Source organism: Phaeobacter sp. QD34_24 (assembly GCF_028890115.1).
In the GTDB taxonomy this organism is placed as follows: Bacteria; Pseudomonadota; Alphaproteobacteria; order Rhodobacterales; family Rhodobacteraceae; genus Phycobacter.
The window spans coordinates 100,033-125,691 of sequence record NZ_JARCJD010000001.1 but is presented as its reverse complement, the minus strand read 5'-3'; the positions used below and the strand labels follow the sequence as shown (position 1 = coordinate 125,691).

The 25,659-nt window shown below is 61.4% G+C and carries 25 protein-coding genes and 1 tRNA gene; 12 read left to right on the top strand and 14 right to left on the bottom strand.

Annotated elements, in window-relative coordinates; genetic code table 11:
* Positions 1–2 precede the first annotated feature (2 nt).
* Both PXK07_RS00585 and rocF read right to left on the bottom strand, forming a co-directional pair.
* Positions 3–1,061: an ornithine cyclodeaminase gene (locus PXK07_RS00585; RefSeq protein ID WP_274846241.1), complete on the bottom strand. Its 1,059-nt coding sequence runs from the start codon at positions 1,059–1,061 to the stop codon at positions 3–5.
* On the bottom strand, positions 1,058–1,984 hold the full coding sequence (gene rocF, locus PXK07_RS00580; RefSeq protein ID WP_274846240.1) for an arginase: 927 nt from the start codon (positions 1,982–1,984) through the stop codon (positions 1,058–1,060). Before rocF ends, PXK07_RS00585 begins: the two co-directional genes overlap by 4 nt.
* A gap of 115 nt (positions 1,985–2,099) precedes the next feature.
* On the opposite strand from rocF, the gene PXK07_RS00575 reads away from it, so the two are divergent.
* Positions 2,100–2,525 (top strand): Lrp/AsnC family transcriptional regulator, encoded by a 426-nt coding sequence (locus PXK07_RS00575; protein ID WP_274846239.1) that lies wholly within the window; start codon positions 2,100–2,102, stop codon positions 2,523–2,525.
* 12 nt (positions 2,526–2,537) lie between these two features.
* Here the strand turns inward: PXK07_RS00575 and PXK07_RS00570 are convergent, their stop codons facing one another.
* Positions 2,538–3,002, bottom strand: coding sequence for a disulfide bond formation protein B (locus PXK07_RS00570; RefSeq protein ID WP_274846238.1), 465 nt, complete (start codon positions 3,000–3,002; stop codon positions 2,538–2,540).
* Positions 2,999–3,577 (bottom strand): YqaA family protein, encoded by a 579-nt coding sequence (locus tag PXK07_RS00565; protein ID WP_274846237.1) that lies wholly within the window; start codon positions 3,575–3,577, stop codon positions 2,999–3,001. Before PXK07_RS00565 ends, PXK07_RS00570 begins: the two co-directional genes overlap by 4 nt.
* A 161-nt stretch (positions 3,578–3,738) precedes the next feature.
* Here PXK07_RS00565 and PXK07_RS00560 point away from each other — a divergent pair.
* A tRNA-Leu gene (locus PXK07_RS00560) sits at positions 3,739–3,824 on the top strand.
* Positions 3,825–4,010: 186 nt separating this feature from the next.
* Here the strand turns inward: PXK07_RS00560 and tkt are convergent.
* Entirely contained in the window at positions 4,011–6,032 is a 2,022-nt protein-coding gene (tkt, locus tag PXK07_RS00555) for a transketolase (protein WP_274846236.1), read from the bottom strand.
* Positions 6,033–6,424: 392 nt separating this feature from the next.
* Between tkt and PXK07_RS00550 the strand changes: the two genes are divergently transcribed.
* Entirely contained in the window at positions 6,425–7,204 is a 780-nt protein-coding gene (locus PXK07_RS00550; protein ID WP_274846235.1) for a colicin transporter, read from the top strand.
* On the top strand, positions 7,204–7,626 hold the full coding sequence (locus PXK07_RS00545) for a cell division protein ZapA (RefSeq protein WP_274846234.1): 423 nt from the start codon (positions 7,204–7,206) through the stop codon (positions 7,624–7,626). Before PXK07_RS00550 ends, PXK07_RS00545 begins: the two co-directional genes overlap by 1 nt.
* Before the next feature lie 110 nt (positions 7,627–7,736).
* On the opposite strand, the gene grxD is transcribed toward PXK07_RS00545, so the two are convergent.
* From grxD to PXK07_RS00525, 4 genes are all read right to left on the bottom strand, one after another.
* On the bottom strand, positions 7,737–8,099 hold the full coding sequence (gene grxD, locus PXK07_RS00540; RefSeq protein WP_274846233.1) for a Grx4 family monothiol glutaredoxin: 363 nt from the start codon (positions 8,097–8,099) through the stop codon (positions 7,737–7,739).
* Between the two features lie 274 nt (positions 8,100–8,373).
* The gene (locus PXK07_RS00535) at positions 8,374–8,610 is read right to left on the bottom strand and encodes a BolA/IbaG family iron-sulfur metabolism protein (RefSeq protein ID WP_274846232.1); all 237 of its coding nucleotides are present in this window, start codon (positions 8,608–8,610) and stop codon (positions 8,374–8,376) included.
* A 223-nt stretch (positions 8,611–8,833) separates the two neighbouring features.
* Positions 8,834–10,999 carry a phosphoribosylformylglycinamidine synthase subunit PurL gene (purL, locus tag PXK07_RS00530; protein WP_274846231.1) on the bottom strand — a complete coding sequence of 722 codons (2,166 nt, stop codon included), beginning with the start codon at positions 10,997–10,999 and terminating at the stop codon, positions 8,834–8,836.
* Between the two features lie 534 nt (positions 11,000–11,533).
* Positions 11,534–12,439: a LysR family transcriptional regulator gene (locus PXK07_RS00525; protein ID WP_274846230.1), complete on the bottom strand. Its 906-nt coding sequence runs from the start codon at positions 12,437–12,439 to the stop codon at positions 11,534–11,536.
* A gap of 176 nt (positions 12,440–12,615) precedes the next feature.
* On the opposite strand from PXK07_RS00525, the gene PXK07_RS00520 reads away from it, so the two are divergent.
* The 5 genes from PXK07_RS00520 to ccmE all read left to right on the top strand — a co-directional run bounded on the left by PXK07_RS00520 (position 12,616) and on the right by ccmE (position 19,570).
* Positions 12,616–16,038, top strand: a complete 3,423-nt coding sequence (locus PXK07_RS00520; RefSeq protein ID WP_274846229.1) for an indolepyruvate ferredoxin oxidoreductase family protein — start codon at positions 12,616–12,618, stop codon at positions 16,036–16,038.
* A 193-nt stretch (positions 16,039–16,231) separates the two neighbouring features.
* The gene (locus PXK07_RS00515) at positions 16,232–17,110 is read left to right on the top strand and encodes a lysophospholipid acyltransferase family protein (protein WP_274846228.1); all 879 of its coding nucleotides are present in this window, start codon (positions 16,232–16,234) and stop codon (positions 17,108–17,110) included.
* Between the two features lie 37 nt (positions 17,111–17,147).
* A complete protein-coding gene (gene murI / locus PXK07_RS00510; RefSeq protein ID WP_274846227.1) occupies positions 17,148–17,957 on the top strand; it encodes a glutamate racemase in 810 nt (269 codons plus the stop codon).
* Between the two features lie 105 nt (positions 17,958–18,062).
* Entirely contained in the window at positions 18,063–19,091 is a 1,029-nt protein-coding gene (gene argC / locus PXK07_RS00505) for an N-acetyl-gamma-glutamyl-phosphate reductase (protein WP_274846226.1), read from the top strand.
* Positions 19,092–19,126: 35 nt separating this feature from the next.
* Positions 19,127–19,570, top strand: a complete 444-nt coding sequence (gene ccmE, locus PXK07_RS00500) for a cytochrome c maturation protein CcmE (RefSeq protein ID WP_274846225.1) — start codon at positions 19,127–19,129, stop codon at positions 19,568–19,570.
* A 78-nt stretch (positions 19,571–19,648) separates the two neighbouring features.
* On the opposite strand, the gene speE is transcribed toward ccmE, so the two are convergent.
* From speE to PXK07_RS00485, 3 genes are all read right to left on the bottom strand, one after another.
* Positions 19,649–20,500, bottom strand: coding sequence for a polyamine aminopropyltransferase (speE, locus tag PXK07_RS00495; protein WP_274846224.1), 852 nt, complete (start codon positions 20,498–20,500; stop codon positions 19,649–19,651).
* A complete protein-coding gene (gene speD / locus PXK07_RS00490; protein WP_274846223.1) occupies positions 20,497–21,003 on the bottom strand; it encodes an adenosylmethionine decarboxylase in 507 nt (168 codons plus the stop codon). Before speD ends, speE begins: the two co-directional genes overlap by 4 nt.
* 211 nt (positions 21,004–21,214) lie before the next feature.
* Positions 21,215–21,448: a DUF1127 domain-containing protein gene (locus tag PXK07_RS00485; RefSeq protein WP_274846222.1), complete on the bottom strand. Its 234-nt coding sequence runs from the start codon at positions 21,446–21,448 to the stop codon at positions 21,215–21,217.
* A 93-nt stretch (positions 21,449–21,541) separates the two neighbouring features.
* Between PXK07_RS00485 and PXK07_RS00480 the strand changes: the two genes are divergently transcribed.
* The 3 genes from PXK07_RS00480 to rpsI all read left to right on the top strand — a co-directional run bounded on the left by PXK07_RS00480 (position 21,542) and on the right by rpsI (position 24,056).
* Positions 21,542–22,945, top strand: a complete 1,404-nt coding sequence (locus PXK07_RS00480; protein WP_274846221.1) for an aminotransferase-like domain-containing protein — start codon at positions 21,542–21,544, stop codon at positions 22,943–22,945.
* A 161-nt stretch (positions 22,946–23,106) separates the two neighbouring features.
* Entirely contained in the window at positions 23,107–23,565 is a 459-nt protein-coding gene (rplM, locus tag PXK07_RS00475) for a 50S ribosomal protein L13 (RefSeq protein WP_274846220.1), read from the top strand.
* A gap of 5 nt (positions 23,566–23,570) precedes the next feature.
* Positions 23,571–24,056, top strand: coding sequence for a 30S ribosomal protein S9 (gene rpsI, locus PXK07_RS00470; protein ID WP_274846219.1), 486 nt, complete (start codon positions 23,571–23,573; stop codon positions 24,054–24,056).
* Positions 24,057–24,142: 86 nt separating this feature from the next.
* On the opposite strand, the gene PXK07_RS00465 is transcribed toward rpsI, so the two are convergent.
* Both PXK07_RS00465 and ppk2 read right to left on the bottom strand, forming a co-directional pair.
* Positions 24,143–24,760 (bottom strand): TetR/AcrR family transcriptional regulator, encoded by a 618-nt coding sequence (locus PXK07_RS00465; protein WP_274846218.1) that lies wholly within the window; start codon positions 24,758–24,760, stop codon positions 24,143–24,145.
* On the bottom strand, positions 24,753–25,622 hold the full coding sequence (gene ppk2 / locus PXK07_RS00460) for a polyphosphate kinase 2 (RefSeq protein WP_274846217.1): 870 nt from the start codon (positions 25,620–25,622) through the stop codon (positions 24,753–24,755). Before ppk2 ends, PXK07_RS00465 begins: the two co-directional genes overlap by 8 nt.
* Positions 25,623–25,659 lie beyond the last annotated feature (37 nt).

Below are 25,659 nucleotides of genomic sequence, written 5' to 3'. Positions count from 1 at the left end.
CCTCAGGCGGGCTGGGCCGCGCCTGAGCGTTGCAGCATCCCGAACAGGTCCCTCGGATCATCCGGGTCGGCCAGCATGTCCAGCTCGATGTAAAAGGCACTGTCCTTGATCCGGTCACGGATGTAGCGCAACGCGCTGAAATCCTCGATGGCAAAGCCGACACTGTCGAACAGGGTGATCTGCCGCGCATCGCGCCGCCCGGGTTTTTGCCCGGTAATCACTTGCCAGAGTTCGGTGACCGGGAAATCATCGGGCATCTGCTGGATCTCGCCTTCGATCCGGGTTTGCGGCGGAAATTCCACAAAAACCTCGGATCGGTTGAGGATGCCCGGCGCCAGTTCCGTCTTGCCGGGGCAATCGCCGCCGATGGCGTTGATGTGCACACCGGGGCCAACCATGTTGTCACTCAGGATCGTGGCATTCTGCTTGTCGGCGGTGCAGGTGGTCAGGATCTGGGCGCCTTCAATGGCCTCTTCGGCACTGGCGCAGAGAACTACCTCCAGGCCGGAACCCGCCAGATTGCGGGCGCATTTCTCGGTGGCCTTGGGATCCTGATCGTACAGACGGACAGACTTCAGCCCGCAGATCGCCTTCATCGCAAGGCTTTGAAACTCCGACTGGGCGCCGTTGCCGATCATCGCCATGGTATCAGCGCCCCTCGGCGCCAGATACTTGGCGGCCATGGCTGAGGTTGCCGCCGTGCGCAGGGCGGTCAGCAGGGTCATTTCGGTCAGCAGCACCGGATAGCCGGTGTAGACATCCGCCAAGAGGCCGAATGCGGTCACCGTCTGAAGTCCCTCGGCAGTGTTCTTGGGATGGCCGTTGACGTATTTGAACCCGTAGGCCTCCCCATCCGAGGTGGGCATTAACTCGATCACGCCGACGTCTGAATGGCTGGCCACGCGCGGGGTCTTGTCGAACAGTTCCCAGCGGCGGAAATCCTCTTCCACGTAAGTGGCCAGATCGCGCAGCATCTGCTCGATCCCGACGTGATGAACAAGGCGCATCATGTTGTCGACGCTGACAAAAGGCACCAGGGCTTTGTGGGAAGGCTGGGTCATTGGTAGCTCCGTGTGGGGCGGTCGAAAACGCGGCGGCCGAGCGCCGAGGCACAGAGATCGACCATCAGATGCGCGGTACGCCCGCGTTCATCAAGGAAGGGGTTGAGTTCGACAAGATCGAGGGAGGTCATCAGGCCGGAATCATGCAGCATTTCGCAGACCAGATGTGCTTCGCGCACTGTCGCGCCACCGGGAACCGTGGTGCCAACGGCGGGCGCGATGGAAGGATCAAGGAAGTCCACATCCAGCGACACATGCAGCATACCGTTTTGGGCGGCCACCTGATCAAGGAATGCGGTCAAAGGCCCCTTGATGCCGTTTTCATCGATATCGCGCATGTCATGGCGGCGGATCCGGCTGCTTTCCAACGCCTGTCGCTCGGCCGGGTCGACCGAGCGGAGACCGATCATGCAGACATTCTCCTCCGGGACCGGGTGCTCTACCGGCGGGAAGCCATCAAAACCACCTTGCCCGGTGACATATCCGACCGGCGTGCCATGCAGATTGCCGCTGCCGGTGGTCTGCGGCGTGTGGAAATCCGTATGGGCATCGAGCCAGAGCACGAACAGTGGGCGCCCGGCGCGGGCGGCGTGGTTGGCCGCCCCCAGAACGGAGCCAAGCGACAGCGCATGATCGCCGCCAAGGAAAATGGGCAGGCCATTGGGCAGGCTCTCTTCTGCGGCGCGTGCCAGGGCAGTGGTCCATGCAATCGTGCGATTGAGACCGTAAAGCCGCGCCGTGTCGTCATCCGGGGTATGAGGGTCGGGCGCCAGGTTGCCCAGGTCGGTGACACTGTGGCCAAGCTCCGATAGCGCCCCGGGCAGGCCCGCAGTGCGAAAGGCATCGGGTCCCATCAGGCAGCCGGCGCGGCGCTTGCCGCTGTCGACGGGCGCTCCGATCAGAATACAGTTTTGAATGGACACGAAGTCTGGCTCCCGCTGAAAATTGTCATGGGGGCCAGAAAATATCCGTTTTGGGGTGGATGTAAGTCCAATAATTGGTCATATTGATCGCCGAATGATTGTTTCGGAGGTCCAAGTGGACAAAACGGATGAGCGCCTGATCTCTGCGCTGCGCCACAATGCGCGGGCGTCCCTGTCTGATCTGGCGTTGCAGTTGAACCTGTCGCGAACCACGGTGCGCGCCCGGATCGAGCGGCTGCAATCGCGCGGTGATATCCTCGGTTTCTCTGTGGTGTTGAAAGAGGACGTGTTGCGCGACCCGGTGCGGGGGTTGATGATGATCGGGATCGAAGGGCGCGGCGCCAGCCGGATCATCCGTCAGCTGCAGGGCCTGCCAGAGGTGCGCGCCATTCACACCACAAACGGGCGCTGGGACCTGATCGTGGAACTGGGCACGGAAACGCTGGAAACGCTGGATCTGGCCTTGACGAAGATCCGCAACTTCGAAGGCATTGCCAATAGCGAGACCAACCTCCTGCTGGCCACCAAGAAGGACAGCTGAACTTGGGCGGGATTAGCGGCTGTGGCGGGCGGCGGCGATCCAGATCAGCGCCAACCCAAAAGAGATTACCGCATTCCATCCAGCCATCGACAGGCCGAACATCTCCCAGGGGATCTCATCGCAGCGCACCAGGGGGGCGGCCATGATCTGCTCCATCAGCTGTTCCGGCGTCAGGCCGGAGACAGGACCGGAGGTGCAGGTGCTTGGCCCTTCCCACCAGCCTTGCTCGACCCCGGCATGAAAACCGCCGATGGCAGAGGTTGCCAGGGCGGCCAGCGCGCCAAGATAGGGCAGGGCGGCCCCGGACAGGATCAGGGCGAGGGCACCAATCGCAATGGCGGCCCCATGGGGATAGCGCTGCCAGTAGCACATTTTACAGGGCGGCATGTCGCCGATGTATTGAAACCCGAATGCACCCAGCAGCAGTGCTGCCGAGCCTCCAGCCGCCAGAAGGATCAGGAAGGATCTGAGTGTCATAGATATCTCACAACAAGGAAGCCGCCGAACAGAAGCACAAGAAACAGGGTGAACACAAACCCCAACCGCCGTTCGATAAAGCTGCGCACGGGGGCGCCGAACAGGCGCAACAGTGCGGCGACCGCAAAGAAACGCAGGGCCCGCGCCAGGATGGAGGTGGCCAGGAAGGTAGCCAGCGGCATGCCGGTCCAGCCCGACATGATGGTGATCACCTTATAGGGGAAGGGTGTGATCCCCGCCGCCAGAACGGCCCAGAAGCCAAAATCATTGAACCGGGTGTTGAAGGTCTCCATCGCATCCGCCTTGCCCATGGCCTGCAGGATCGGCTGACCGATGCCTTCGTAGAAGAAGGCTCCGATGGCATAGCCCAGAAGCCCCCCCAGAACCGAAGAGACCAGCGCAACCAGGGCAATCAGCCAGGCGCGCGATGGGCGCGCCAGGATCATCGGGATCATCAGCACATCCGGTGGAATCGGAAAGACCGAGCTTTCCACGAAAGACACCGCCGCCAGCCACCACAGCGCATAGCGGTGATCCGCCAGTGCCATCGTGCGATCATATAGGCTGCGTAGCATGTCTCTACCCGCTTGTTTCCGCTCTGAGGGCCGAGGTTGCATGGCCCCGCGGCAAGGTCAACACGCAGCAGGCCTGCCGATGGAATTCCGCAGATTTCTGCTGCCGTTTCGATCTTTGTCTCTGGACCTATCCTGCTGCCTTGGGTAACAACAGCTCCGAGGCCCAAGTGGCGGAATGGTAGACGCAGGGGATTCAAAATCCCCCGCCTTTGCGGGCGTGCCGGTTCGAGTCCGGCCTTGGGTACCAGCCTCAACTCCCACCTAGATTATCGAATGCACGCGCATTGGCGCCATGGATCTGCGCGCCATCGTGCGGTGTATTTATCCGTAATATCAGGGAAATGCCGGGCGCGGTTGGATCTTTGCCCGAAAGTGAAAGGGGCGCCCGGGTGGGGCGCCTCTTATCTGTCTGAACTGCCGAGCGGCCCGATGCTTAGCCAAGCATCTCTTTTGCCTTGGCAACGGCGGCCTCTGCGGTGATGCCGAATTTTTCGAACAATTCACCCGCCGGAGCCGACGCCCCAAAACGGTCCATGCCGACGAAGGCGGCTTTCTTCTCCTGACCACGTTCACCCAGCAGCCAACGGTCCCAGCCTCCGGCACGCACGGCAGCCTCGATCCCGACGCGGACCGGGCCTGCGGGCAGGACCTTGCGGCGGTAGGCTTCGTCCTGCTGTGCGAACAGCTCCATGCAGGGCATGGAGACGACGCGGGTGCCGATGCCTTCGGCTTCCAGCTTGGCCTTGGCCTCCATTGCCAGCGAAACCTCCGAGCCGGTGGCGATCAGGATCACCTGGCGCTTGCCTTCCGCCTCGGCCAGGACATAGGCGCCCTTTTCGGTGAGGTTGCTCAACTTGTGCTCGGTCCGGACGGTGGGCAGGTTCTGACGGGTCAGCACCATCACCGAAGGGGTTTCCTTGGCGGTGACGGCGATTTCCCAGGCCTCTGCCGCCTCAACCGTGTCGGCGGGGCGGAACACATAGGTGTTCGGGGTCGCGCGGCAGATCGCCAAGTGCTCCACCGGCTGGTGGGTGGGACCATCTTCACCGACGCCGATCGAATCGTGGGTCATCACAAAGACGGTCGGGATCTTCATCAGCGCCGCCAGGCGCATCGAGGGGCGCGCATAATCGGTGAAGCAGAAGAAGGTGCCGCCATAGGGGCGCATACCGCCGTGCAGGGCCATGCCGTTCATTGCCGCGGCCATGCCGTGCTCACGAATGCCCCAGTAGACATAGCGACCCTTGCGGTTGTCGGTGTCAAAGACGCCCAGATCGCCGGTCTTGGTGTTGTTGGACCCGGTCAGGTCGGCCGAGCCACCCACGGTTTCCGGCATCAGCGGGTTGATCACCGCCAGGGCCATTTCGCTGGCCTTGCGGGTGGCAACCTTCGGCTGCTCTTCGCTGACCTGCTTTTTCAGCGCCTTGATGGCGGCAGACAGCTTCTTGGGGGCCTCCAGCGCATAGGCACGGTTGAACCGATCCTGTTTCTGCTTGGAGATCTCGGCAAAGCGGGCCTCCCAGGCGGCGCGGTCGGCTGCGCCACGAGCGCCGATGGCTTCCCATTGTGCCTTGATATCAGCGGGCACTTCGAAGTCACCCAGCGGCGCGCCATAGGCTTCCTTGGCGGCCTTCAGCTGCTGCTTGTCGGTCAGTGCGCCGTGCCCCTTGGAGGTGTCCTGCGCCGCGTGGCCCAGGGCGATATGGGTCTTGCAGGCAATCATCGACGGTTTCTTGGTCTTCTTGGCGGCGGTGATGGCCGCATCGATGGCCTCGGGATCGTGACCGTCGATTTCCAACACCTGCCAGCCCGACGCCTTGAAGCGCTGCACCTGGTTGGTGCGGTCCGACAGCTCGACGGTGCCGTCGATGGTGATGTTGTTGTTGTCCCAAAGGACGATCAGCTTGCCCAGCTGCTGGCGTCCGGCGATGCCGATGGCCTCCTGGCTGATGCCCTCCATCAGGCAGCCGTCGCCGGCGATCACATAGGTGTAATGGTCAACGATCTTCTTGCCGTACTGGGCGCGCTGCATTTCCTCGGCCATGGCAAAGCCCACGGCATTGGCAATCCCCTGACCCAACGGGCCGGTCGTGGTTTCCACCGCGTCGATCAGGAAGTTTTCCGGGTGGCCCGCCGTCAAGGCGCCCATCTGGCGGAAGTTCTTGATCTGCTCCAGCGTGACCTGTGCGTCCCCCATGAGATAGAGAAGCGAATAGATCAGCATCGAGCCATGGCCCGCAGACAGGATGAACCGGTCCCGGTCGGCCCATTTGGGTGCGGATACGTCGAATTTGAGATGTTTTTCAAACAGGACGGTGGCCACATCGGCCATGCCGATCGGCATGCCGGAATGGCCGGAGTTGGCGGCAGTAACGGCATCGAGGGTCAGGGCACGGATGGCCGCAGCCTTGTTCCAATGATCGGGATTCGCGTTGCGCAGGGCTGTCAGATCCACTGGACTGTTCCTTTAGGTTGGCAGGCAGATTGCGCGCTGAATACCAGTGATGCGGCAAAGATCAAGCATTCGCAGGGCTTTCTGTGAACAGAACGCGAAGGTTCGCCTGCAAGTGCTTGAAAGCAAACAGGGGGTGTTTTACTCCTGCATTGGCTAAGGTGAGTATGGTTTCGCGTCTTTGGTGTGATTCGCAGTGAGATGCAGCGAAGCCGTGAACGCTGGCGCATTTGAAACGGGTGCGTTTTGACTGGGACGGGGCAACTGAGACAGTTTTGCTGGGGCAGTCCAACCGGGGGCAGCCTGCCTGGGACGGTGGCAGGGGCTCAGTCGAAACGGCGCAATTGGAAAATGCGTGCGGGCGCGCCAGCGATGTGGACGGGTGAGGAACAGGCATGAACCAGATCGAAGATTTGCAGGGGCGTATCCTGGCCGCGATGGAGCGGATTGGCGCCGGTGTCGGAGCGCTTGAAGAGGCTAGGTCCTCGGCCGAGTCACGGGCGGTTGCGGCGGCTGATACCAGCGCTCTGGAAGAGGCTTTGGACGAGGAGCGTATCGCCAACGCCCAGTTGACCGAACGGGTCAAGGTTCTGCGCGCCCGCCAGAAGGAGCTGGAGCAGCAGGCGCCCGGCGGTACGGGCGACGAGGATATCGCCGCCCTGAAGGCCGAGCTGGAGCTTCTGCGCAATGAGGCGGGCAACTCCCCCGAAGCAGCAGCCCTGAAACAGGAGGTGTCCCGGCTGAAGTCGCAGTTGGAGGCCACAGCCAATTCCGCCGCGACCGACAAGGAAGCGCTGGAAGATCAGATAGAAGAGTTGCAGGCCGCAAATGCGGCGCTGACCGCGCGTCTGGAAGGTGGGGAGGCGCCCGCTGCGGCGCCGATGGACAGTCCGGTCGACGCCGAAGGTGCCGATCAGATGCTGGTGCGGCTCGACACCGAATTGCAGCAGCTGCGCCTCGCCAATGAACAATTGCGCACCTCAAACGCGGCCCTGCGCGAAGCCAATGCCGAGGGACTGGGCGATCCGGGGCTGATCAACGCGGCCATGGCGGCTGAAATCGACGGTCTGCGGGCCGCTCAAGCCAGTGACAAGGCGCAGGTCAATGCGGTGCTGGCGCGGCTTGAGCCTTTGCTTGCCGGTGCGCCCAACCTGCCCGAAGGAGAGGAAGTCTGATGCCCGAAGTGACCATTCATATTGGCGGCCGTGGATTCGAGGTCTCCTGCCAGGAGGGTGAGGAAAGCTACCTGCACTCGGCGGCAAAGATGCTGGATGACGAGGCGCAGGTGCTCTCGGATCAGATCGGGCGCATGCCCGAAGCCCGGATGCTTCTGATGGCGGGCTTGATGCTGGCGGATAAGACCGCCGCCGTCGAGGACCGCATCAAAGAGGTCGAAGCGGTCCTGGCTGAACGCGACGCTGAACTGGCCCAACGTACCGCTGAATTGGAAGAACTGCGCAATGCGCCGCCGCCCGAACCCGAACGTGTTGAGGTGCCCGTGGTGCCGCCGCAGGTGGAGGAAGGCCTGGCAGAGGTTGCCGCCCGCGCCGAGGCGCTGGCCCAGCAGATCGAGGAAAAGGCCGCCGCCGCGCAGTAGTCGATCTCTATGAACAGAGTCTGCATGCGGGCATATATTGCCTGATAGAAAAAGGCCTGTCGCGCGATCTGCGGACAGGCCTTCTTCATGTCGTATTGCGTGCGCCAGCCTCAGCCGTTGGCTTCGCGGATCTTGTCTGCGGCGGCCTTGTCGAAGCTAACGCCGTTTTGCTCGAACATGCCATCGAGTTCACCCGACAGGGTCATCTCGGTGATGATGTCACAGCCGCCCACGAACTCACCTTTGACATAGAGCTGCGGAATGGTAGGCCAGTCGGAATACTCCTTGATGCCCTGGCGGATTTCCTCGTCGGCGAGAACGTTTACATCGGTGTAATCCACGCCGATGTAGTTCAAAACGCCTGCCACGCGGGAGGAAAAGCCACACTGCGGCATTTCCTTGGTGCCTTTCATGTAGAGCACCACATCGTTGCTTTTGACGGTTTCGTCGATACGGGTCTTTGCGTCACTCATTGGGATCTTCCTTGAATGTCTGGCGTGTCTAGTTTCGGTGCAGGAAGCGCCGATTGATTTCCGAATTGGCTTCTTTCAGCCTTTGGTCTTCTCGCTTTACGCGTTCCACAAGATCAAAATCGGTGGCCTCCATTCCGAGTTCAGGAACTCGCTCGTGTTGGCCTGATTTTGGTTGCGCATGGGACAGGGGGCGCCGTTTACCGCGTTTTGCAAAACTCTGGACGACTAAAACCAAAACGAGCAGCGCCGCCCATGAGCATCCAGAGTTGCGTTGTCATTCCGGCGCCTTGGTGGTCAGGGCCAGGGCATGCAGCTCACCATTGGAACCGTCCATCTTGCCCTTCAAGGCCGCATAGACGGCTCGCTGCTGCTGCACGCGGTTCTTACCGCGAAAGCTTTCGTCGATGACCATCGCGGACATGTGCACGCCGTCGTTGCCGCCGACCTGGATCTGTGCGTCAGGAAAGGATGCGCGCAGAAGTTCTTCGATTTCATGGGCCTGCATGGGCATTGCGTTGGGTCCTCGTGTCTCTGTTCGCTGAAAATGTAAGGCTGTCGGGGGGGCAGTTCAAGCCGGGAGATGCTCCCGCCCCGCAAGCCCGGATTGACCACCCGCGCTTGCGAGTTGGGCCCGGCAGCGCGCGTCGCGCGCTGCCGGGCCCAAGGCCGCTAAGGGGATCTTGCCATGGGCAAGGCACCTGCGGGCGCGGGAGAGCGCCCCTGTTCGGTTTTAATCAGGCGACAGCCGCAGCAAAGCTGCTGCGGAAGATCTGCGACAGCTCGTCCAGTGGTGCTTCGCTGCCGCCGAGTTTCACGGTCTCGCCGGTAAACTTGCCAACAGTCGTGACGGCAACACCGGCCTGACCAGCGGCCAGCATCAGCGCCTCGGCCTGGTCGAAGTTGCAGGCGACCAGATAGCGCGCCTGATCCTCGCCAAAGAGGCTGGGCGTGTCGCCCGCGTCGATCTGAACGCCGACGCCTGCCGCTTCGGCCAGTTCAAAGGCAGCCAGCGCCAGGCCGCCATCGCCGATATCGGTGCAGGCCTTGATCAGCTCGCGGTTGGCACGAATGAATTCGCCATTGCGTTTCTCGGTGTCCAGATCAACCGCCGGGGCATCGCCCTCTTCACGGTTGAAGACCTCGGCCAGAAGGGCCGATTGACCCAGGTGGCCGGTGGTTTCCCCGATCAGCAGGGCGATGTGCCCTTCGCGCGCCTCTCCGATGATGGCCTCTTCGCCCTCGGCGATCAGGCCCACGGCACCGATGGTGGGGGTGGGCAGGATGCCCTGACCGTCGGTTTCATTATAGAGCGAGACGTTGCCAGAGACGATCGGCATGTCGAGCGCTGCAACCGCCTCGCCGATGCCCTTGATGGCGCCAACGAACTGGCCCATGATCTCGGGCTTTTCGGGGTTGCCGAAGTTGAGGTTGTCGGTGGTCGCAAGCGGCAGGGCGCCCACAGCACAGAGGTTGCGATAGGCTTCGGCCACCGCCTGTTTGCCACCCTCAACCGGGTTCGCCTTCACGTAGCGCGGGGTCACGTCCGAGGTGAACGCCAGCCGCTTGCCGGTGCCATGCACACGCACGATGCCCGATCCCGCACCGGGGCGGCGGGCGGTGTCGCCCATCACGGTGGTGTCGTATTGTTCGTAGACCCACTGTTTGCCCGCGTAGTTGGGCGAGGAAATCAGCGCCTTCAGCCCGTCGATGGGATCGATGGTCGGCACATCCTCGTCGCTGAGCGCCTCTGCCGCCGGGGTTGGCACCCAGGGGCGGTCGTATTCGGGCGCCGAGGAGGAGAGTTTCGACAGCGGCAGATCCGCTTTCACCTCATTGTTGTGCATGATCAGGAAGCGGTCTTCGGCGATGGTTTCACCGACGATGGCGAAATCCAGGTCCCATTTCTCGAAGACGGCCTTGGCCTCGGCCTCTTTTTCGGGCTTCAGCACCATCAGCATCCGCTCCTGGGATTCCGACAGCATCATTTCATAGGCGGTCATGCCCACTTCGCGCTGGGGAACGCATTCCAGGTTCAGCTTGATGCCCAGCTCGCCCTTGTCGCCCATTTCCACGGCCGAACAGGTCAGGCCCGCGGCGCCCATGTCCTGGATCGAAATCACCGCGCCGGTCTGCATCAGCTCCAGCGTCGCCTCCATCAGGCGTTTCTCGGTGAAGGGGTCGCCAACCTGAACGGTGGGGCGCTTTTCCTCGATGGTGTCGTCAAATTCCGCCGAGGCCATGGTCGCCCCGCCGACGCCATCGCGGCCGGTCTTGGCGCCAAGGTAAACCACCGGCATGCCAACGCCCGAGGCGGCCGAATAGAAGATGCTGTCGGTCTTCACCAGGCCCGCAGCAAAGGCATTCACCAGGCAGTTGCCGTTATAGGCCGGGTGAAAGCGAACTTCGCCGCCCGCGCAAGGCACCCCGAAACAGTTGCCATAGCCGCCGATGCCTTCGACCACACCATTGACCAGCTGGCGGGTCTTGGGGTGGGAGGGTTCACCGAAAGAGAGCGAGTTCATCGAGGCAATCGGCCGGGCCCCCATGGTGAAGACATCGCGCAGGATGCCGCCGACACCGGTTGCCGCGCCTTGGTAGGGTTCGATGTAGGAGGGGTGATTGTGGCTTTCCATCTTGAAGACCACCGCATCGCCATCGCCGATATCGACAATGCCCGCGTTCTCACCGGGGCCACAGATCACCTGCGGGCCAGAGGTCGGCAGGGTGCGCAGCCATTTCTTGGAGGATTTATACGAGCAATGCTCGTTCCACATGGCGGAAAAGATGCCGAGCTCGGTAAATGTCGGCTCGCGGCCAATGATCTCGAGGATCAGATCGTATTCCTCGGGTTTCAGTCCGTGGCTCTCAATCAGTTCCGGCGTGATGGCTGGTTCCTGCATCCGTGTCTATCCCCAGTGGCTGCGATTGCGCGCCTTTTAGGCCAAGCGGAGGCGCGGGGGAAGGGCAAAGCGTTGCCAAGAGGCACGGCAGGGCGTTTGGTCGCGAAAAGAGCCGCAAAACATGCTGGATCGTGATCCAAGGTCGCACAGAGGGCCTTTGGCTGATCCGCAGTATGCTACCTGCTTCATTTTCGGGCACAGATGTCTTGGCGGCACATGAAACCGGCCATTAATCGTGCAGTCATGAAATCCGATTAATGCGTGGCGACCGGCGGCTTGCCAAGCGCAGCGTTGGACGCTTCAGTCATGCCCAGAATTGGAAGGCCGCTGGAATCCGTGAAGTCGGTGCGCCAAAAAAAAGGCCGAGCACTAAGCTCGGCCGAAGTCCAACAGGGAGGTATGAAGCGCGCCGAGGCGCCGTCTTCATGAGGGTCATTTAGGGATTGCCTCCTGCCGCATCAAGATTTTTCCGTCTCGAATTGAGTCATTCCTGCTATGCAGTTTTTGCATGGCTTTTGGCCGAAGGGAAATTGCCTAGAGTTTCCCCAACTCTTTCATATGTTTACGATGTGCCATGATCTCGGTCTGCACAAAATCGCGGAAAGCGGAAACCCGCTGCGAGTGGCGCAATTCTTCCGGATAGGCAAGGTAAACCGGCACGCCGCTGGTGTCCTCATGGGGCAGAACCTGCACCAAATCGGGGAAATCTTCGGTGACATAGTCGGGAAGAATGCCGATTCCGAGATCATGCAGCACCCCCTGCAGCACGCCGAAATAGTTGTTCACCGACAGCATGGACGCCGGGCTATGGGTGATCAGTTTCTGCACCAGGACGGCTGCCGATCCCACCTGGGCAGAGTTCTGGTTCTGGCAGATCAGCCGGTGGTCCTTGATGTCCTCGACGGTTTCAGGCGTGCCGTTACGGTCGAGATATGCGCGGGATGCATAAAGGCGCATCTGAACGGTCATCAGCCGCTTGCGCACCAGATCGGCCTGGCTCGGTTCCTTCATGCGGATGGCGACATCGGCTTCGCGCATGGGCAGATCCAACACCCGCTCTTCCAGCATCAGGTCGATCTTGAGGTTGGGGTATTGTTCAAAGAGTTTCGTCAGGCGCGGCGCCAGCCACAGGGTGCCAAAACCAAAGGTGGTGGTCACGCGCAGCTCGCCAAAGACCTCTTCCTCGCTGTCCCGGATTCGGGCCGAGGCGGCTTCGAGCCGCTTGGACATGGATTTGGTGGCATCGAACAGCAGCTCACCCTGTTCGGTCAGGATCAGCCCGCGGGCGTGGCGGTGAAATAACGTGACGTTCAGGCTTTCTTCCAACGCGCGGATCTGGCGGCTGACGGCGGATTGCGACAGGTTCAGCTTGTCACCGGCATGGGTCAGGCTGCCAACGTCGGCAACGGCGTGAAAAATTCTAAGCTTGTCCCAATCCATATTCGTTACTTTCGCTTTGGTACTATTACACTACATGAAACTCTACATCGGGATCAATTTCCGATCGTAGGCGTACCTTACGGAAAGGATATTGACAAAGATCTCGATACAGGTCAGCATTTGTGACCTAATATCGATCGAACAGATTGCAAGCCACTTTTGGTTGGGAGGACCGGATGAGCACGCAAAAGATCTCGCTGAATGACAAATATGATCTGAGCAAATCGCCCGTGATGCTGAACGGCACCCAGGCTCTGGTGCGTCTGATGCTGATGCAAAAGGCACGGGATGAAGCGGCCGGATTGAACACCGCCGGGCTTGTGACCGGCTATCGCGGATCGCCCCTGGGCGCCGTCGACATGCAGATGAGCCGCGCCGAAAAGCAGCTGAAAGAGGCTGATGTCACCTTTCAATACGGGCTGAACGAAGACCTGGCGGTCACGGCGCTTTGGGGGGCGCAGCAGGCCGAGATTCGCGGTGAAGGTAAATTCGACGGTGTCTTTGGTCTTTGGTATGGCAAGGGGCCGGGCGTGGACCGGGCCGGGGATGCCTTCCGCCATGCCAATATGGCGGGCACTTCGAAGAACGGCGGCGTGCTGGTTGCCATGGGCGATGATCACACCGGCGAAAGCTCGACCGTGCTGCATCAGTCCGAATGGGCGCTGATGGATGCCTATCTGCCGATCCTGAGCCCGGCCGGCGTGCAGGAGATCCTCGATTACGGTCTCTATGGCTATGCGCTGAGCCGCTATTCGGGGCTTTGGGTGGGGCTAAAGACCATGAAGGACACCATCGAGGTTACATCCGTGGTGGATGCCAGCCCCGATCGCGTGCAACTGGTGCTGCCGAAGTTCGACATGCCTGCCGATGGCTTGAACATCCGCCTGGTGGATGACCGGTTCCAGCAGGAAGACCGGATCATCGATCAAAAACGCTTTGCCGCCGAAGCCTTCAGTCATGCAAACAAGATGGACAAGCGCGTCTGGGGCAAGCCCGGCGCCAAGATCGGTTTTGTCGCGGCGGGCAAGAACTGGCTGGATCTGGTGCATGCGCTGTCGCTGCTGAATATCGACGAAGCCATGGCCGAACGGTTAGGGATCACCACCTATAAGGTCGGGCAGGTCTGGCCGCTCGACATGAAAGGGTTCCACGACTGGGCGGAAGATCTGGATTTGATCGTGGTCGTCGAGGAAAAGCGCAAGCTCATTGAAATTCAGATCAAGGAAGCCTTGTTCGAAGACCGTCACAGCCGGGTCTATGGCTGGCACAAGGGCGGCGGTGCAGGCTCGATGCACGGGCCGGAGCTGTTCCCGACCCGCTATGCGCTGGACCCGATCATGATCGCCGAGAAACTGGGTGAGATCCTGATCGAAGAAGGCCGCGACACCGAAGCAATCCGCGCAGGGCTGGCCAGCCTGGACGAGGCACGCCGCGCCGACAACGCCGAGGAAATCGCAGCGCGGCTGCCTTATTTCTGCTCGGGCTGCCCGCATAACTCCTCGACCAAGGTGCCGGATGGCAGCCGTGCCTATGCGGGCATCGGCTGTCACTTCATGGTGCAGTGGATGGACCGCAATACGCTGGGCTTTACCCATATGGGCGGCGAGGGTGCCAACTGGATCGGCGAGGCGCCGTTCTCCAAGCGCCAGCACGTGTTCCAGAACCTGGGTGATGGCACCTACAACCATTCGGGCGTGCAGGCGATCCGCGCGGCACTCGCCGAAGGCACCACCATGACCTACAAGATCCTCTACAATGATGCGGTGGCCATGACCGGTGGCCAGGGCAACGAAGGGGGGCTCAGCGCCTATCGCATCGCACATGAGCTGAAGGCCATGGGGGTCAAGCGCCTTGCCATCGTCTATGACGAGAAGGAAGAGATCGATTTCAAACAGTTCCCGGCCGGTGTGACCACCCATGAGCGGGCCGAACTGATGAATGTGCAAAAGGAGCTGGAGAAGGTCGAGGGCGTGTCCGCCATCATCTATATCCAGACCTGCGCCGCTGAGAAACGCCGCCGCCGCAAGCGGGGCCGGTTCCCCGATCCCGATCAGCGCGTCTTCATCAACTCGGATGTCTGCGAAGGCTGCGGCGATTGCGGGGTGCAATCGAACTGTGTCTCTATCGTGCCAAAGGAAACCGAGCTGGGGCGCAAGCGGGCGATCGATCAATCCTCCTGCAACAAGGATTTCTCCTGTCTCAACGGCTTCTGCCCCTCCTTCTTGACCGTGGAGGGCGCCAAGATCCGCAAGGAAGCGACGGCCGAGTTGAAGCTGCCCGACCTGCCGCAGCCCGATCTGCCTAAGATCGACGGCACCCATAACGTGGTGATCACCGGTGTCGGCGGTACCGGCGTTGTCACCATCGGCGCGGTGCTGGCGCAGGCGGCCCAGATCGATGGCAAGGGGGCCGGCATGATGGAAATGGCAGGCCTCGCGCAGAAGGGCGGTGCAGTGCATATCCACTGCCGGATTGCCGAACGCCCCGATGATATCAGCGCCATTCGCGTGGCCACTGGCGAGGCCCATGCCCTCATTGGCGGTGATCTGGTGGTGAGCGCAGGCGCCAAGACCATCGGTCTGATGCGCACGGGGCAGACCGGTGGTGTGGTGAACAGCCATGAGATCATCACCGGCGATTTCACCCGCGACACCAACTTCCAGCTGCCCACCGACCGTTTGGAGGTGGCGTTGGAGGCGCGTCTGCGCGAGCGGCTTGATCTGTTTGATGCCTCCGAACTGGCGCGGGTCACCATGGGAGACTCGATCTTCTCCAACATGATGGTCTTTGGAGGCGCCTTCCAGCGCGGGCTGATCCCGGTTAGCCATGAGGCGATCACCCAGGCAATCGAGCTGAACGGGGCTGCGGTGGAAAAGAACCTGCGGGCCTTTGAAATCGGTCGCTGGGCGGTGCTGCATGCGGAAGATGTCGCCAAGCTGATCAAGCCTGCCAATGTGGTGGAACTGCCGAAATCGCTGGACGAGAAGATCGCCTTCCGCGTCGAACACCTGGTGGCCTACCAGGGCAAGGGGCTGGCGAAACGCTACATGAAGATGCTGGACGGCATTGCCGATGCACGGCTGAAGGAAGCGGTTGCCAAGGGCTATCACAAGCTTTTGTCTTACAAGGATGAATATGAGGTCGCCCGGCTGCTGCTGAGCAGTCGTGAAAAAGCGGAGGAGCAGTTCGAGGGTGATCTGAAGATCTCTTACAACCTCGCGCCGCCGATCCTGGGCGGCAAAGATGCCAACGGTCGCCCGAAAAAGCGCCGCTTTGGTCCTGGCATGGAGCGCGGGCTGAAACTGCTGGCCAAGTTCAAGGGGCTGCGCGGCACGCCGCTTGATATCTTCGGCTACACGGATGAGCGCAAGATGGAGCGCGCGCTGATCAAACAGTATGAGCGCGACATGAAGGACTGGCTGGCAAAGGCCGCGCCGGAGAACATGGATCCGCTTGTTGCGCTGGCTGAACTGCCGCTGCAGATCCGCGGCTTTGGCCCGGTGAAGATGGAGAATGAGCAGAAGGCGGCCAAGCGGCGCGAAGAGCTGCTTGCCGTGCTACGCCAGGGTGGAGATCCAGTGAAAAAGGCTGCGGAATAACGCGGTAGGGCGCTCCCGCCCGTCGCTGGGCGCATGCGAAATGCGCCGCTCCCGTTGGGCCCGGCGCCGCGCTACTGCGCGGCGCTGTTGCGTCTGGAATGGGAGAGAGGGTCACAGGACTGTTACGCTGGGCGGATAAGGTGATATCCCGATCCGGTCACTGCCCGTGATCGTGCGAAGAAAGACCTGCCCCATGCCCAGCCCGCGACAGATCGCCCGTGAGATTTCCTACGCCCATTCGGCGCAGACCCGGCCCGGACGGATGGTGATCCGGCTGATGGAGAACAGCACCGGCCGGCTGGGCCTTATCCGCCGCGCGCGCGGGTACGAGCAGGAGGTCGCCAATGGCCGCAGCTTCTGGAGCGTGATCGCGGAGCGCTACGGTCTGTCACTGGAGGTGATTGGCGGGGCGCTGAGCAATATCCCGCGCGACAGGCCTGTCGTCCTGATCGCCAATCACCCCTACGGAATCCTCGACGGGTTGATGATGGGGCATATCCTGGCCGAAACCCGCGGTGATTTCCGGATCATGGCGCATCAGGTCTTTGGCAAGGCAGAGGATCTGAACCGGGTGATCCTGCCGATCGATTTTGCCGAAACCAAGGAGGCGCTGCGTACCAACCTTGAAACCCGCAAGCTGGCGCTGGACTATCTGGGGCAGGGCGGTGCCATCGGGATCTTTCCGGGTGGCACGGTTTCGACGGCGGCGACCCCCTTTGCCCATCCGATGGATCCGGGCTGGCGCAGCTTTACGGCCCGCATGATCGCCAAATCCGATGCGGTGGTGGTGCCGCTCTATTTCGAGGGCCACACCTCGCGGCTGTTCCAGATCGCCAGCCACCTGCATGCGACCTTGCGGATGGGGCTGTTGATCAAGGAGTTCCGCCGCCGCGTGGATACGCCGGTGCGCGTGGTGATCGGCGAGGCCATCACCCGTGACAAACTGAACCCATTGGCCACAAATGCCAAAGCAATGATGGATTTCCTGCGCAAAGCCACGTATGAGCTGTCTCCAACTCCCGTGGATCCGGGCCTGCACGGTTTTGAATTCGAAGAAAAACACCGCGCCTGACCGGGCTTCCACCTCAATTGCGTCGCGAAAGTGAAACATGGCGGTAGGTATCTTTGATTCTGGCCTGGGTGGTCTCACGGTGCTGAATGCCGTGCAGAAACGCCTGCCGGAGGTTGATCTGATCTATTACGGCGACAATGCCCACGCGCCCTATGGCGTGCGGGATGCGGAGGACGTGTATCAGCTGACCAAGGCCGCCGTTGAAAACATGTGGGCAAAGGGCTGCGATCTGGTGATCCTGGCCTGCAACACCGCCTCGGCCGCCGCATTGCGGCGCCTGCAGGAGGGCGGCCTGCCGCCGGGCAAGCGGATCCTTGGCGTCTTTGTGCCGCTGATCGAGGCGCTGACCGAACGGCAATGGGGCGACAACTCTCCGCCGCGTGAAGTCGCCGTAAAGCACGTTGCGCTGTTTGCGACCCCTGCAACCGTGTCCAGCCGGGCCTTTCAGCGGGAACTTGCCTTTCGCGCCATTGGCGTCGATGTGGAGGCGCAGGCCTGTGGCGGTGTCGTCGATGCCATCGAGGATGGCGACATGATCCTGGCCGAGGCGCTGGTGCGCAGCCATGTGGAGGCCCTGCAGCGCAAGATGCCCAAACCCGAGGCCGCGATCCTTGGCTGCACCCATTACCCCTTGATGGAAAAGACCTTTCAGGAGGCGCTTGGCCCCGAGGTGAAGGTGTTCAGCCAGGGCGATCTGGTGGCCGACAGCCTGGCCGACTACCTGCAGCGGCATCCGGACATGTATGGGTCCGGCAAGGCGGGGTTCTATACCACCGGTGATCCGGGCCGCGTCAGCGCCCGGGCGACGCAGTTCTTGCGACGACAAATCACCTTCGAAGCGGCCTGAGCGCCCGCACGCCCCCGATCCGTGTTCGCGCGCGTGACTTTTTCCTATCCTTGCCGCGATTTGCTGCGGTAAACATCCTTCATAATTCAAGACATGAGGTCTGACATGACCCACAAAGTGGCTATCCTTGGCGCCAGCGGTTACACCGGCGCGGAATTGGTGCGGCTGATTGCCCAGCACCCCAGCATTGAAATCGCGGCACTTGCGGCGGAACGCAAAGCGGGCATGACCATGGCAGAGGTGTTTCCGCATCTGCGCCACATGGATCTGCCGGCCCTGTGCAAGATCGAAGAGATCGATTTCTCGGCCATTGACCTGTGCTTCTGCGCCCTGCCGCATAAGACCAGCCAGGAAGTGATCGCGGCCCTGCCGAGCGATCTGAAGATCGTCGACCTGTCCGCCGACTTCCGGCTGCGGGATCCGGCCGACTATGAGAAATGGTACGGAAACCCCCATGCGGCGATCAAGCAGCAGGAAGAGGCGGTCTATGGCCTGACCGAGTTCTACCGGGACGAGATCCGTGCGGCGCGGCTGGTCGCCGGGACCGGCTGCAATGCGGCCACCGGCCAGTTTGCGCTGCGGCCCCTGATCTCGGCCGGGGTGATTGATCTGGATGAGATCATCCTGGATCTGAAATGCGGGGTCTCCGGTGCCGGGCGGGCTTTGAAGGAAAACCTGCTGCATGCGGAGCTCAGCGAAGGCTACAATGCTTACGCCCTGGGGAGCACCCACCGGCATCTGGGCGAATTCGATCAGGAGTTTTCCAAACTCGCCGGGCGTCCGGTGAAGGTGCAGTTCACGCCGCATCTGCTGCCGGTGAACCGGGGGATTCTCGCCACGGTCTATGTAAAGGGCGATGCGGAGGCGATTAATGCAGCCTTCATGGCGGCCTATGCGGATGAACCTTTCATCGAGGTCCTGCCCTTTGGTACCGCCCCCAGCACCCACCATGTGCGCGGCTCGAACTTCTGCCACATCGGCGTTGCGGCGGACCGGATCCCAGGGCGGGCCATCGTCTTTGCGGCGCTGGATAACCTGACAAAAGGTAGCAGTGGCCAAGCCTTGCAGAATGCCAATCTGATGTTAGGTGTGGAAGAGACTGCGGGCCTGATGATGGCACCGCTGTTCCCCTAAGCGACGGACCCAGCCAAAGATAGGGAGCTAAGGTCATGAAAAACCTCAAGAAGCAGCGCCGCATTCAGGTTATTGCGCTTGCCACTGTGGCCTTGATCGTTTCCACCGGCTTGATCGGCTACGCGATGCGGGATGGGATCAACTATTTCCGCTCGCCCAGTCAGGTGGTCGCCGAACCGCCCACCGGCGACGAGGTGTTCCGCATTGGCGGCCTGGTCGAAGAGGGCAGCATCGTGCGCGGGCAGGGCGAAAGCATCCGCTTTTCCGTGACCGATGGCGGCGCCACGGTGCCTGTGGTTTACACCGGCGTGCTGCCGGATCTGTTCGAGGAGAACCAGGGCATGGTGGGCACCGGCCGCTATGTGAACGGTGTGTTTGAAGCCTCTGAGATCCTGGCCAAACATGATGAGACCTATATGCCCAAGGAAGTTGTGGACGCGCTGAAAGAGCAGGGTGTCTATCAGGAGCCAGAGGCCTGATCGTGTTCACCGATGGATCAAGGAAATGCGGGGGCCAATGGCCCCCGTTGTTCTTTCTGCAGTCGGTGTGTGACGCTCTTACGGGAAGAGCTTTTTCACGTAACCGGGCAGGGCAAAGGCGGCCTTGTGGACCTCGGGGGTGTAGTAGTCGGTTTGAATCCCGGCCGCGGCAAAGCGGTTTTCCAGATCCGCCAGCGTGATATCGCGTGCCGCCTTGGAATGGCTGCCCCAGCCAAAGGCCATCGGCCCGCCCGCATAGGTGGGGATGGTGGCCAGATAGCAGCTGTGATCGGCAAAGAGCGCCTTGAAGGCCCGCATGGTACCGGTCAGCTCCTCCCCTTGCATGAAGGGTACGCCATTCTGGGTGACGATGATGCCATCCTCGGTCAGGGCGCGGGCCGCGTGGCCGTAAAATGTATCGGTGAACAGCACTTCGCCGGGGCCGATCGGATCGGTGGAATCGACCACGATCACGTCGAACTTCTGATCGGTTTCGCGCATGAAGGCGGCGCCATCGTTGATCACCAGGTTGAGGCGCGGATCATCAAAGGCGCCCTGGCTCAGCATCGGCAGGTATTCCTTGGAGAAATCCACCACACCGGCGTCGATCTCGACCATGGTGACATGCTCGACCGAGGCGTGGCGCAGGGCCTCGCGGGCCATGCCGCCGTCACCGCCGCCAATGATCAGCACCCGTTTGGCGGCCCCATGGGCCAGGATCGGCACATGGGTCAGCATCTCGTGGTAGATGAAGTTGTCGCCTTCGGTGGTCTGCACCACGTCATCCAGGGTCAGGATGCGGCCGAATGTGCCGTTCTGAAAGACTTTCAGGCGCTGATGCTCGGTCTTGCTGTCGTATAGCATTTCCTCCACGCGCAGGCTCTGCGCGTAGTGATCGTGCAGGCGTTCGGTGATCCAGGTCTCGCTCATGCCGCGACCTCCTTGGCGATCAGCTCCTCCCCGCGCAACAGCTCGCGGACCTCGACATGGGCGGTCTCGAACGCCTCTTTCAGCACATCAACCGCGCGCCAGGGATCCGCATCGCCACACATGAAGACGTCGAATGCGCCATAGCCGATTTCCGGCCAGGTGTGCACCGAGATATGGCTTTCCGCCAGAACGGCGACGCCGGACACGCCCTGGGGCGAGAATTTATGGGTATGGATGTGCAGCAGGGTGGCGCCGCAGACCTCGACACATTTGCGGAAGGCGTTCTGGATGCGCGCCTCGCAATCCAGGCCGGTGCCCTTCATCACTTCGATGATCAGATGGGTTCCGGCAAACACCTTTCCATCGCGGCGGATGAAATGGTCTTCGCGGTCGCTGTCCACAACGGTTTCTAGCATCGCAGCGGTGACACTGCGGGCGGTATCTTCCTCTTGGGCGCCTGTCTCCAGACCGATCCCCAGTTGGAAGAGGTTGGCGTCTGTCATGACACTCCCCTTCGTTCCAGTAGATGACAATCCAGCCGGTCCTTAGCGCCCCCCCGGATAAGAGTCCGGGGTTGGGATCGGTACCGAAAGTGAGGGGCATCTAGGCGCCATGCGGGATTCGATCAAGGGTAAATTTCCGGTGATTGGCGCGGGGAAAGAAAAAAGGCCGGGGAACAAGCCCCGGCCGTCAGGTGGTTCCGTGCCCCGGGGATCAGGGGCGCCAGAACGGAAGAGTGGCTTCATAATGGGCTTCTGCGCGCGTCAGGCCGATGTCCTGGAGCAGTTCCTGGCTCAAACCGCGCAGCTGTTTTCGGCTGCGATGGCGCAGCGACCATTTGGTAACCAGAACAGCGACCTCTACCGCAACCTGCGCCAGCACCGGCAGGGTGGGCTGGGTGTTCAGGAATGTGATGTTCGGATGGGCGGTGGGTGCGTGCTGTGTCATGGTCTGATCCTCAATTGTATTGATACAATCCTGTGTTGTTGCTACGATTGTCTGATACAAAACCCCGACTCACCTGTCCAAGGAAGCATTGTAATGGGTACAATTTGGGCGCCGTCCCTGGGTGACAAACCTGGGCCAAAGTACCAGCGTGTCGCCGATACAATCCGCACAGCGGTGGAAAACGATACATTGCGTATTGGTACAAAGCTGCCGCCGGTGCGGGAGCTGGCCTATCAGCTGGGGATCACGCCGGGCACGGTTGCACGGGCCTATACCTTGCTGACGGACGAGGGGCTGTTGCAGGCCGAGGTAGGGCGGGGCACCTTCGTGGCCGAGCGGCAGACCAAGGTGATGGATGACGTGTGGTCGCGGGAATTGCACCTGATGGAACGGCGCGACCCCAATCATGTCAGCCTGTTCAGCCCACGCCTCGCCGATGTGGGGCAGGTGGCGGCCATTCGCGCCGCCATGAAGAAGGTTGCCATGGCCGATCCCCTGACCTTTTTGAACTACCCGACCCGCGATGCCTATCGCCCGGTGCGTGAGGCGGTGGTGCAATGGCTTTCGGACCAGCCTCTTGGGCCGCTGGATGAAAGCCAGGTGGTGCTGACCCATGGTGGCCAGAACGGCATTCTGACGGTGATGCAATCGGTGCTGAAGGAGGCTCAGCCGACGCTTCTGGTCGAAGACCTCTCCTACGCGGGATTTCGCCGCGCGTCAGAATTGCTGCGGGCCAAGGTGGTTGGGGTCGGCATGGACGAACATGGGATCCGGCCGGATGCGCTTGAACGTGCGATCCGAAAGACAGGCGCCACGGTTCTGTGCACCAGTCCCGAAGTGCATAATCCCACCGGCCTGTTCACGCCGCTGGAGCGACGCAAGGAGCTGATCAAGGTCGCGCGCCGCCATGATCTGCAGATCATCGAGGATGACTGTTACCGGATGGGAGATGCACGGGCGCCCAGCTATCGCGCCCTGGCACCCGATATCACCTGGCATGTATGCTCGATTTCCAAGATCCTGACGCCGGCCCTGCGCGTGGGCTTTGCCCTGGCGCCCAAGGGACACGCGCATGAGCTGCGCCGGGCGGCGGAATACAGCTATTTCGGCCTGTCGCAACCGCTTGCGGAGCTGACCCGGATTCTTCTGTCGGATCCGCGCAGCAAGGATCTGGCCAGGGAGGTGCGCAGGGAAATGGCGAAATACGTCCGCGTGGCGGTGAATGCGCTGGGGGCCTTTGAGATCAACTGGAACGATGAGGTGCCCTTTCTCTGGCTGAAACTGCCCTCCGGCTGGCGATCTGCGGCCTTTACCCGTGCCAGCGAAGCGGCGGGGGTGCAGATCCGGTCGGCGGATGAATTCGCCCTGCGGGACGGGCGGGCGCCCAATGCCGTGCGCATTGCCATCAATGGGCAGGTGTCGCTGGCACGGTTTGAGGATGCAATGCTGCGTCTGCGCGCGCTTTTGGACAATCCGCTTGAACAAATCAGCGTTTGACGTGGGGTATCTTGATACCTATTTTTTAAACCACTGAAAACGAACAATAAATACTTGTTCTGGGTGGTTGACCTGTCGCCTTTGTCCCCGTAAACCCCGTCCATCGAATTCAGGCCGGCGCGCCCGCGCTGTGTCTTCACGACAAACAGGATAGACCTGCCATGAAAACCTTCTCTGCTACACCGGCAGATATCGAGAAGAAGTGGATCCTGATCGACGCCGAGGGCGTTGTTCTGGGTCGTCTTGCCTCGATCGTTGCCATGCGCCTGCGTGGCAAGCACAAAGCCTCGTTCACGCCCAACATGGATATGGGCGACAACGTCATCATCATCAACGCCGACAAGGTGCAGATGACCGGCAAGAAGCGCGAAGAGCACTTCTACTGGCACACCGGCCACCCGGGCGGCATCAAGTCCCGCACCAAGCAGCAGATCCTGGAAGGCGCGCACCCCGAGCGTGTTGTCTACCAGGCCGTCAAGCGCATGCTGCCGGGCAACCGCCTGTCGCGCCAGCAGATGACCAACCTGCGCATCTATGCCGGTGCCGCGCACCCGCATGAGGCCCAGGCCCCCGAGGTTCTGGATGTCAAATCCATGAACAAGAAAAACACGCGGAGCTGAGACCGATGGCTGATCAGATCAACACTCTCGAAGAGCTGGGCGCCGTTGCAGGCGTGGAAGCTGTCGCTGAAGAAACCATTTCCCGTGAGCCCGTCCGTGACGAGCTGGGCCGCTCCTACGCCACCGGCAAGCGGAAAGACGCGGTTGCCCGTGTCTGGATCAAGCCGGGTTCCGGCAAGGTCGAAGTGAACGGCAAAGAGCTGAACAAATACTTCGCCCGTCCGGTGCTGCAGATGATCCTGCGCCAGCCCTTCACCGTTGCCGGTGTCGAAGATCAGTTCGACGTCTACGCAACCGTCAAAGGCGGTGGCCTTTCCGGTCAGGCCGGTGCTGTCAAGCACGGCATCTCCAAGGCGCTGCAGCTTTATGATCCCGCCCTGCGCGGTGCGCTGAAGGCGGCAGGCTTCCTGACCCGCGACAGCCGTGTCGTTGAACGTAAGAAGTTCGGCCGCCGCAAGGCCCGTCGCTCCTTCCAGTTCTCCAAGCGTTAATCGCTGGACGACAAAGATCGAAAAGGCCGCAGTTCACGCTGCGGCCTTTTTCTTTTGTGCACCTTCAAGACTGTGTTGGGCAGGACCTATTGATCCGGCTCTATCAGCCCCAGGCCACGCAGGTAGATCATGATGCCGCTCTCCAGCAGATCTTCGGGCGAAAACGGCGACGTGGAGCCGGGGGCGTTGCGGGCATAAAGCTCCACCACCCCATGGCTCAGCGCCATGATATGCGCCGAGAACATCGAGGCGGGCGGGCGTTTCTCTGCCGGGATATGTTTGCCAAGGTCGTCCGCGGCCTGCTCCAGAATGCGACGCGCCCGTGCGGCGGCATCGGCCAGTTCCGGCGTGCGGTTCACCGAAATCCCGCTTTCGAACATGGCGATGTAATGGCCGGGGTGTTTGCGGGCAAAGGCCAGATAGGCGCGCCCGGTGGCCTCGAAGGCCGCCAGCGCCGAAGGTTGGTATTTCTCATAGGCGTGCTGCATCAGGTCGGCGAACATCTGGAAACCCTGTTTCGCGGCCTCGGCGATCAGATCCTCGCGTCCTTCGAAATGGCGATAGACCGCAGCCGGGGTGACCCCGGCCTGTTTCGCCGCTTGCGACAGGGTGAAGCCCGTCGGGCCCTTTTCCTCGATCAGGCCAAGGGCGGCCTCCACCAGGGCCTGGCGCAGGTTGCCGTGGTGGTAGCCCCGTTTACGCATGCCAGATGTCCGGGCCGCCGCAGATCAGCGGATCGACCGCGCCCAGGGCCTTGGGGTCCTTGTTGTCGTAGTCGATCTGATGCAGGACCGCGCGGATCGCCGCCAGCCGACCGCGGCGTTTGTCATCGCTGCGCACCACCGTCCAGGGCGCAATCGCGCTGTGGCTGCGCGACAGCGTCTCTCCGATGGCATCGGTATATTGATCCCAGCGCGCCAGACCTTTGACGTCGATCGAACTCAGCTTCCACTGTTTCAAGGGGTCGCTTTCGCGCGACAGGAAGCGGCGCAGCTGTTCGGCGCGTCCCACGTTGAGCCAAAGCTTGAACAGGTGAATGCCGTCCTCCACCAGCGCCTCTTCGAAGCTGGTGACCTGGTGAAAGAAGCGCTCGCGCTGCTCATGGTCACAAAAGCCAAAGACATGCTCCACCACGCCGCGATTGTACCAGCTGCGATCAAAGAAGGTGATTTCGCCACCAGAAGGCAGATGGTCGATATAGCGTTGGAAATACCACTGGCTCTGCTCGGCCTCGGTGGGTTTTGACAGCGCGACAACCCGCGCACCACGTGGATTAAGGTTTTCCCGAAAGCGTTTGATTGTACCGCCTTTTCCGGCTGCGTCACGGCCTTCGAAGAGGATGCAGATACGGGCACCTGTGGATTTGACCCAGGATTGCAGCTTGACCAGTTCGATCTGCAGCGCGGCGATGTCGGCCTCATAGCGCTTGCGCTTGAGCCGCGCGTCATGCGGATAGCCCGGATCCAGCACATCGTCTTTCTTTGCTGTCGCAATCGCGTTGCGGATCTGGTCCGGGGCACCGGTCTGGTAATAGGCACTGATGGCGCCGTCAAAGGGCAGTGTCATTGGCAAGCCTTCCTCTATCCCCTTCTATATAGGCGAT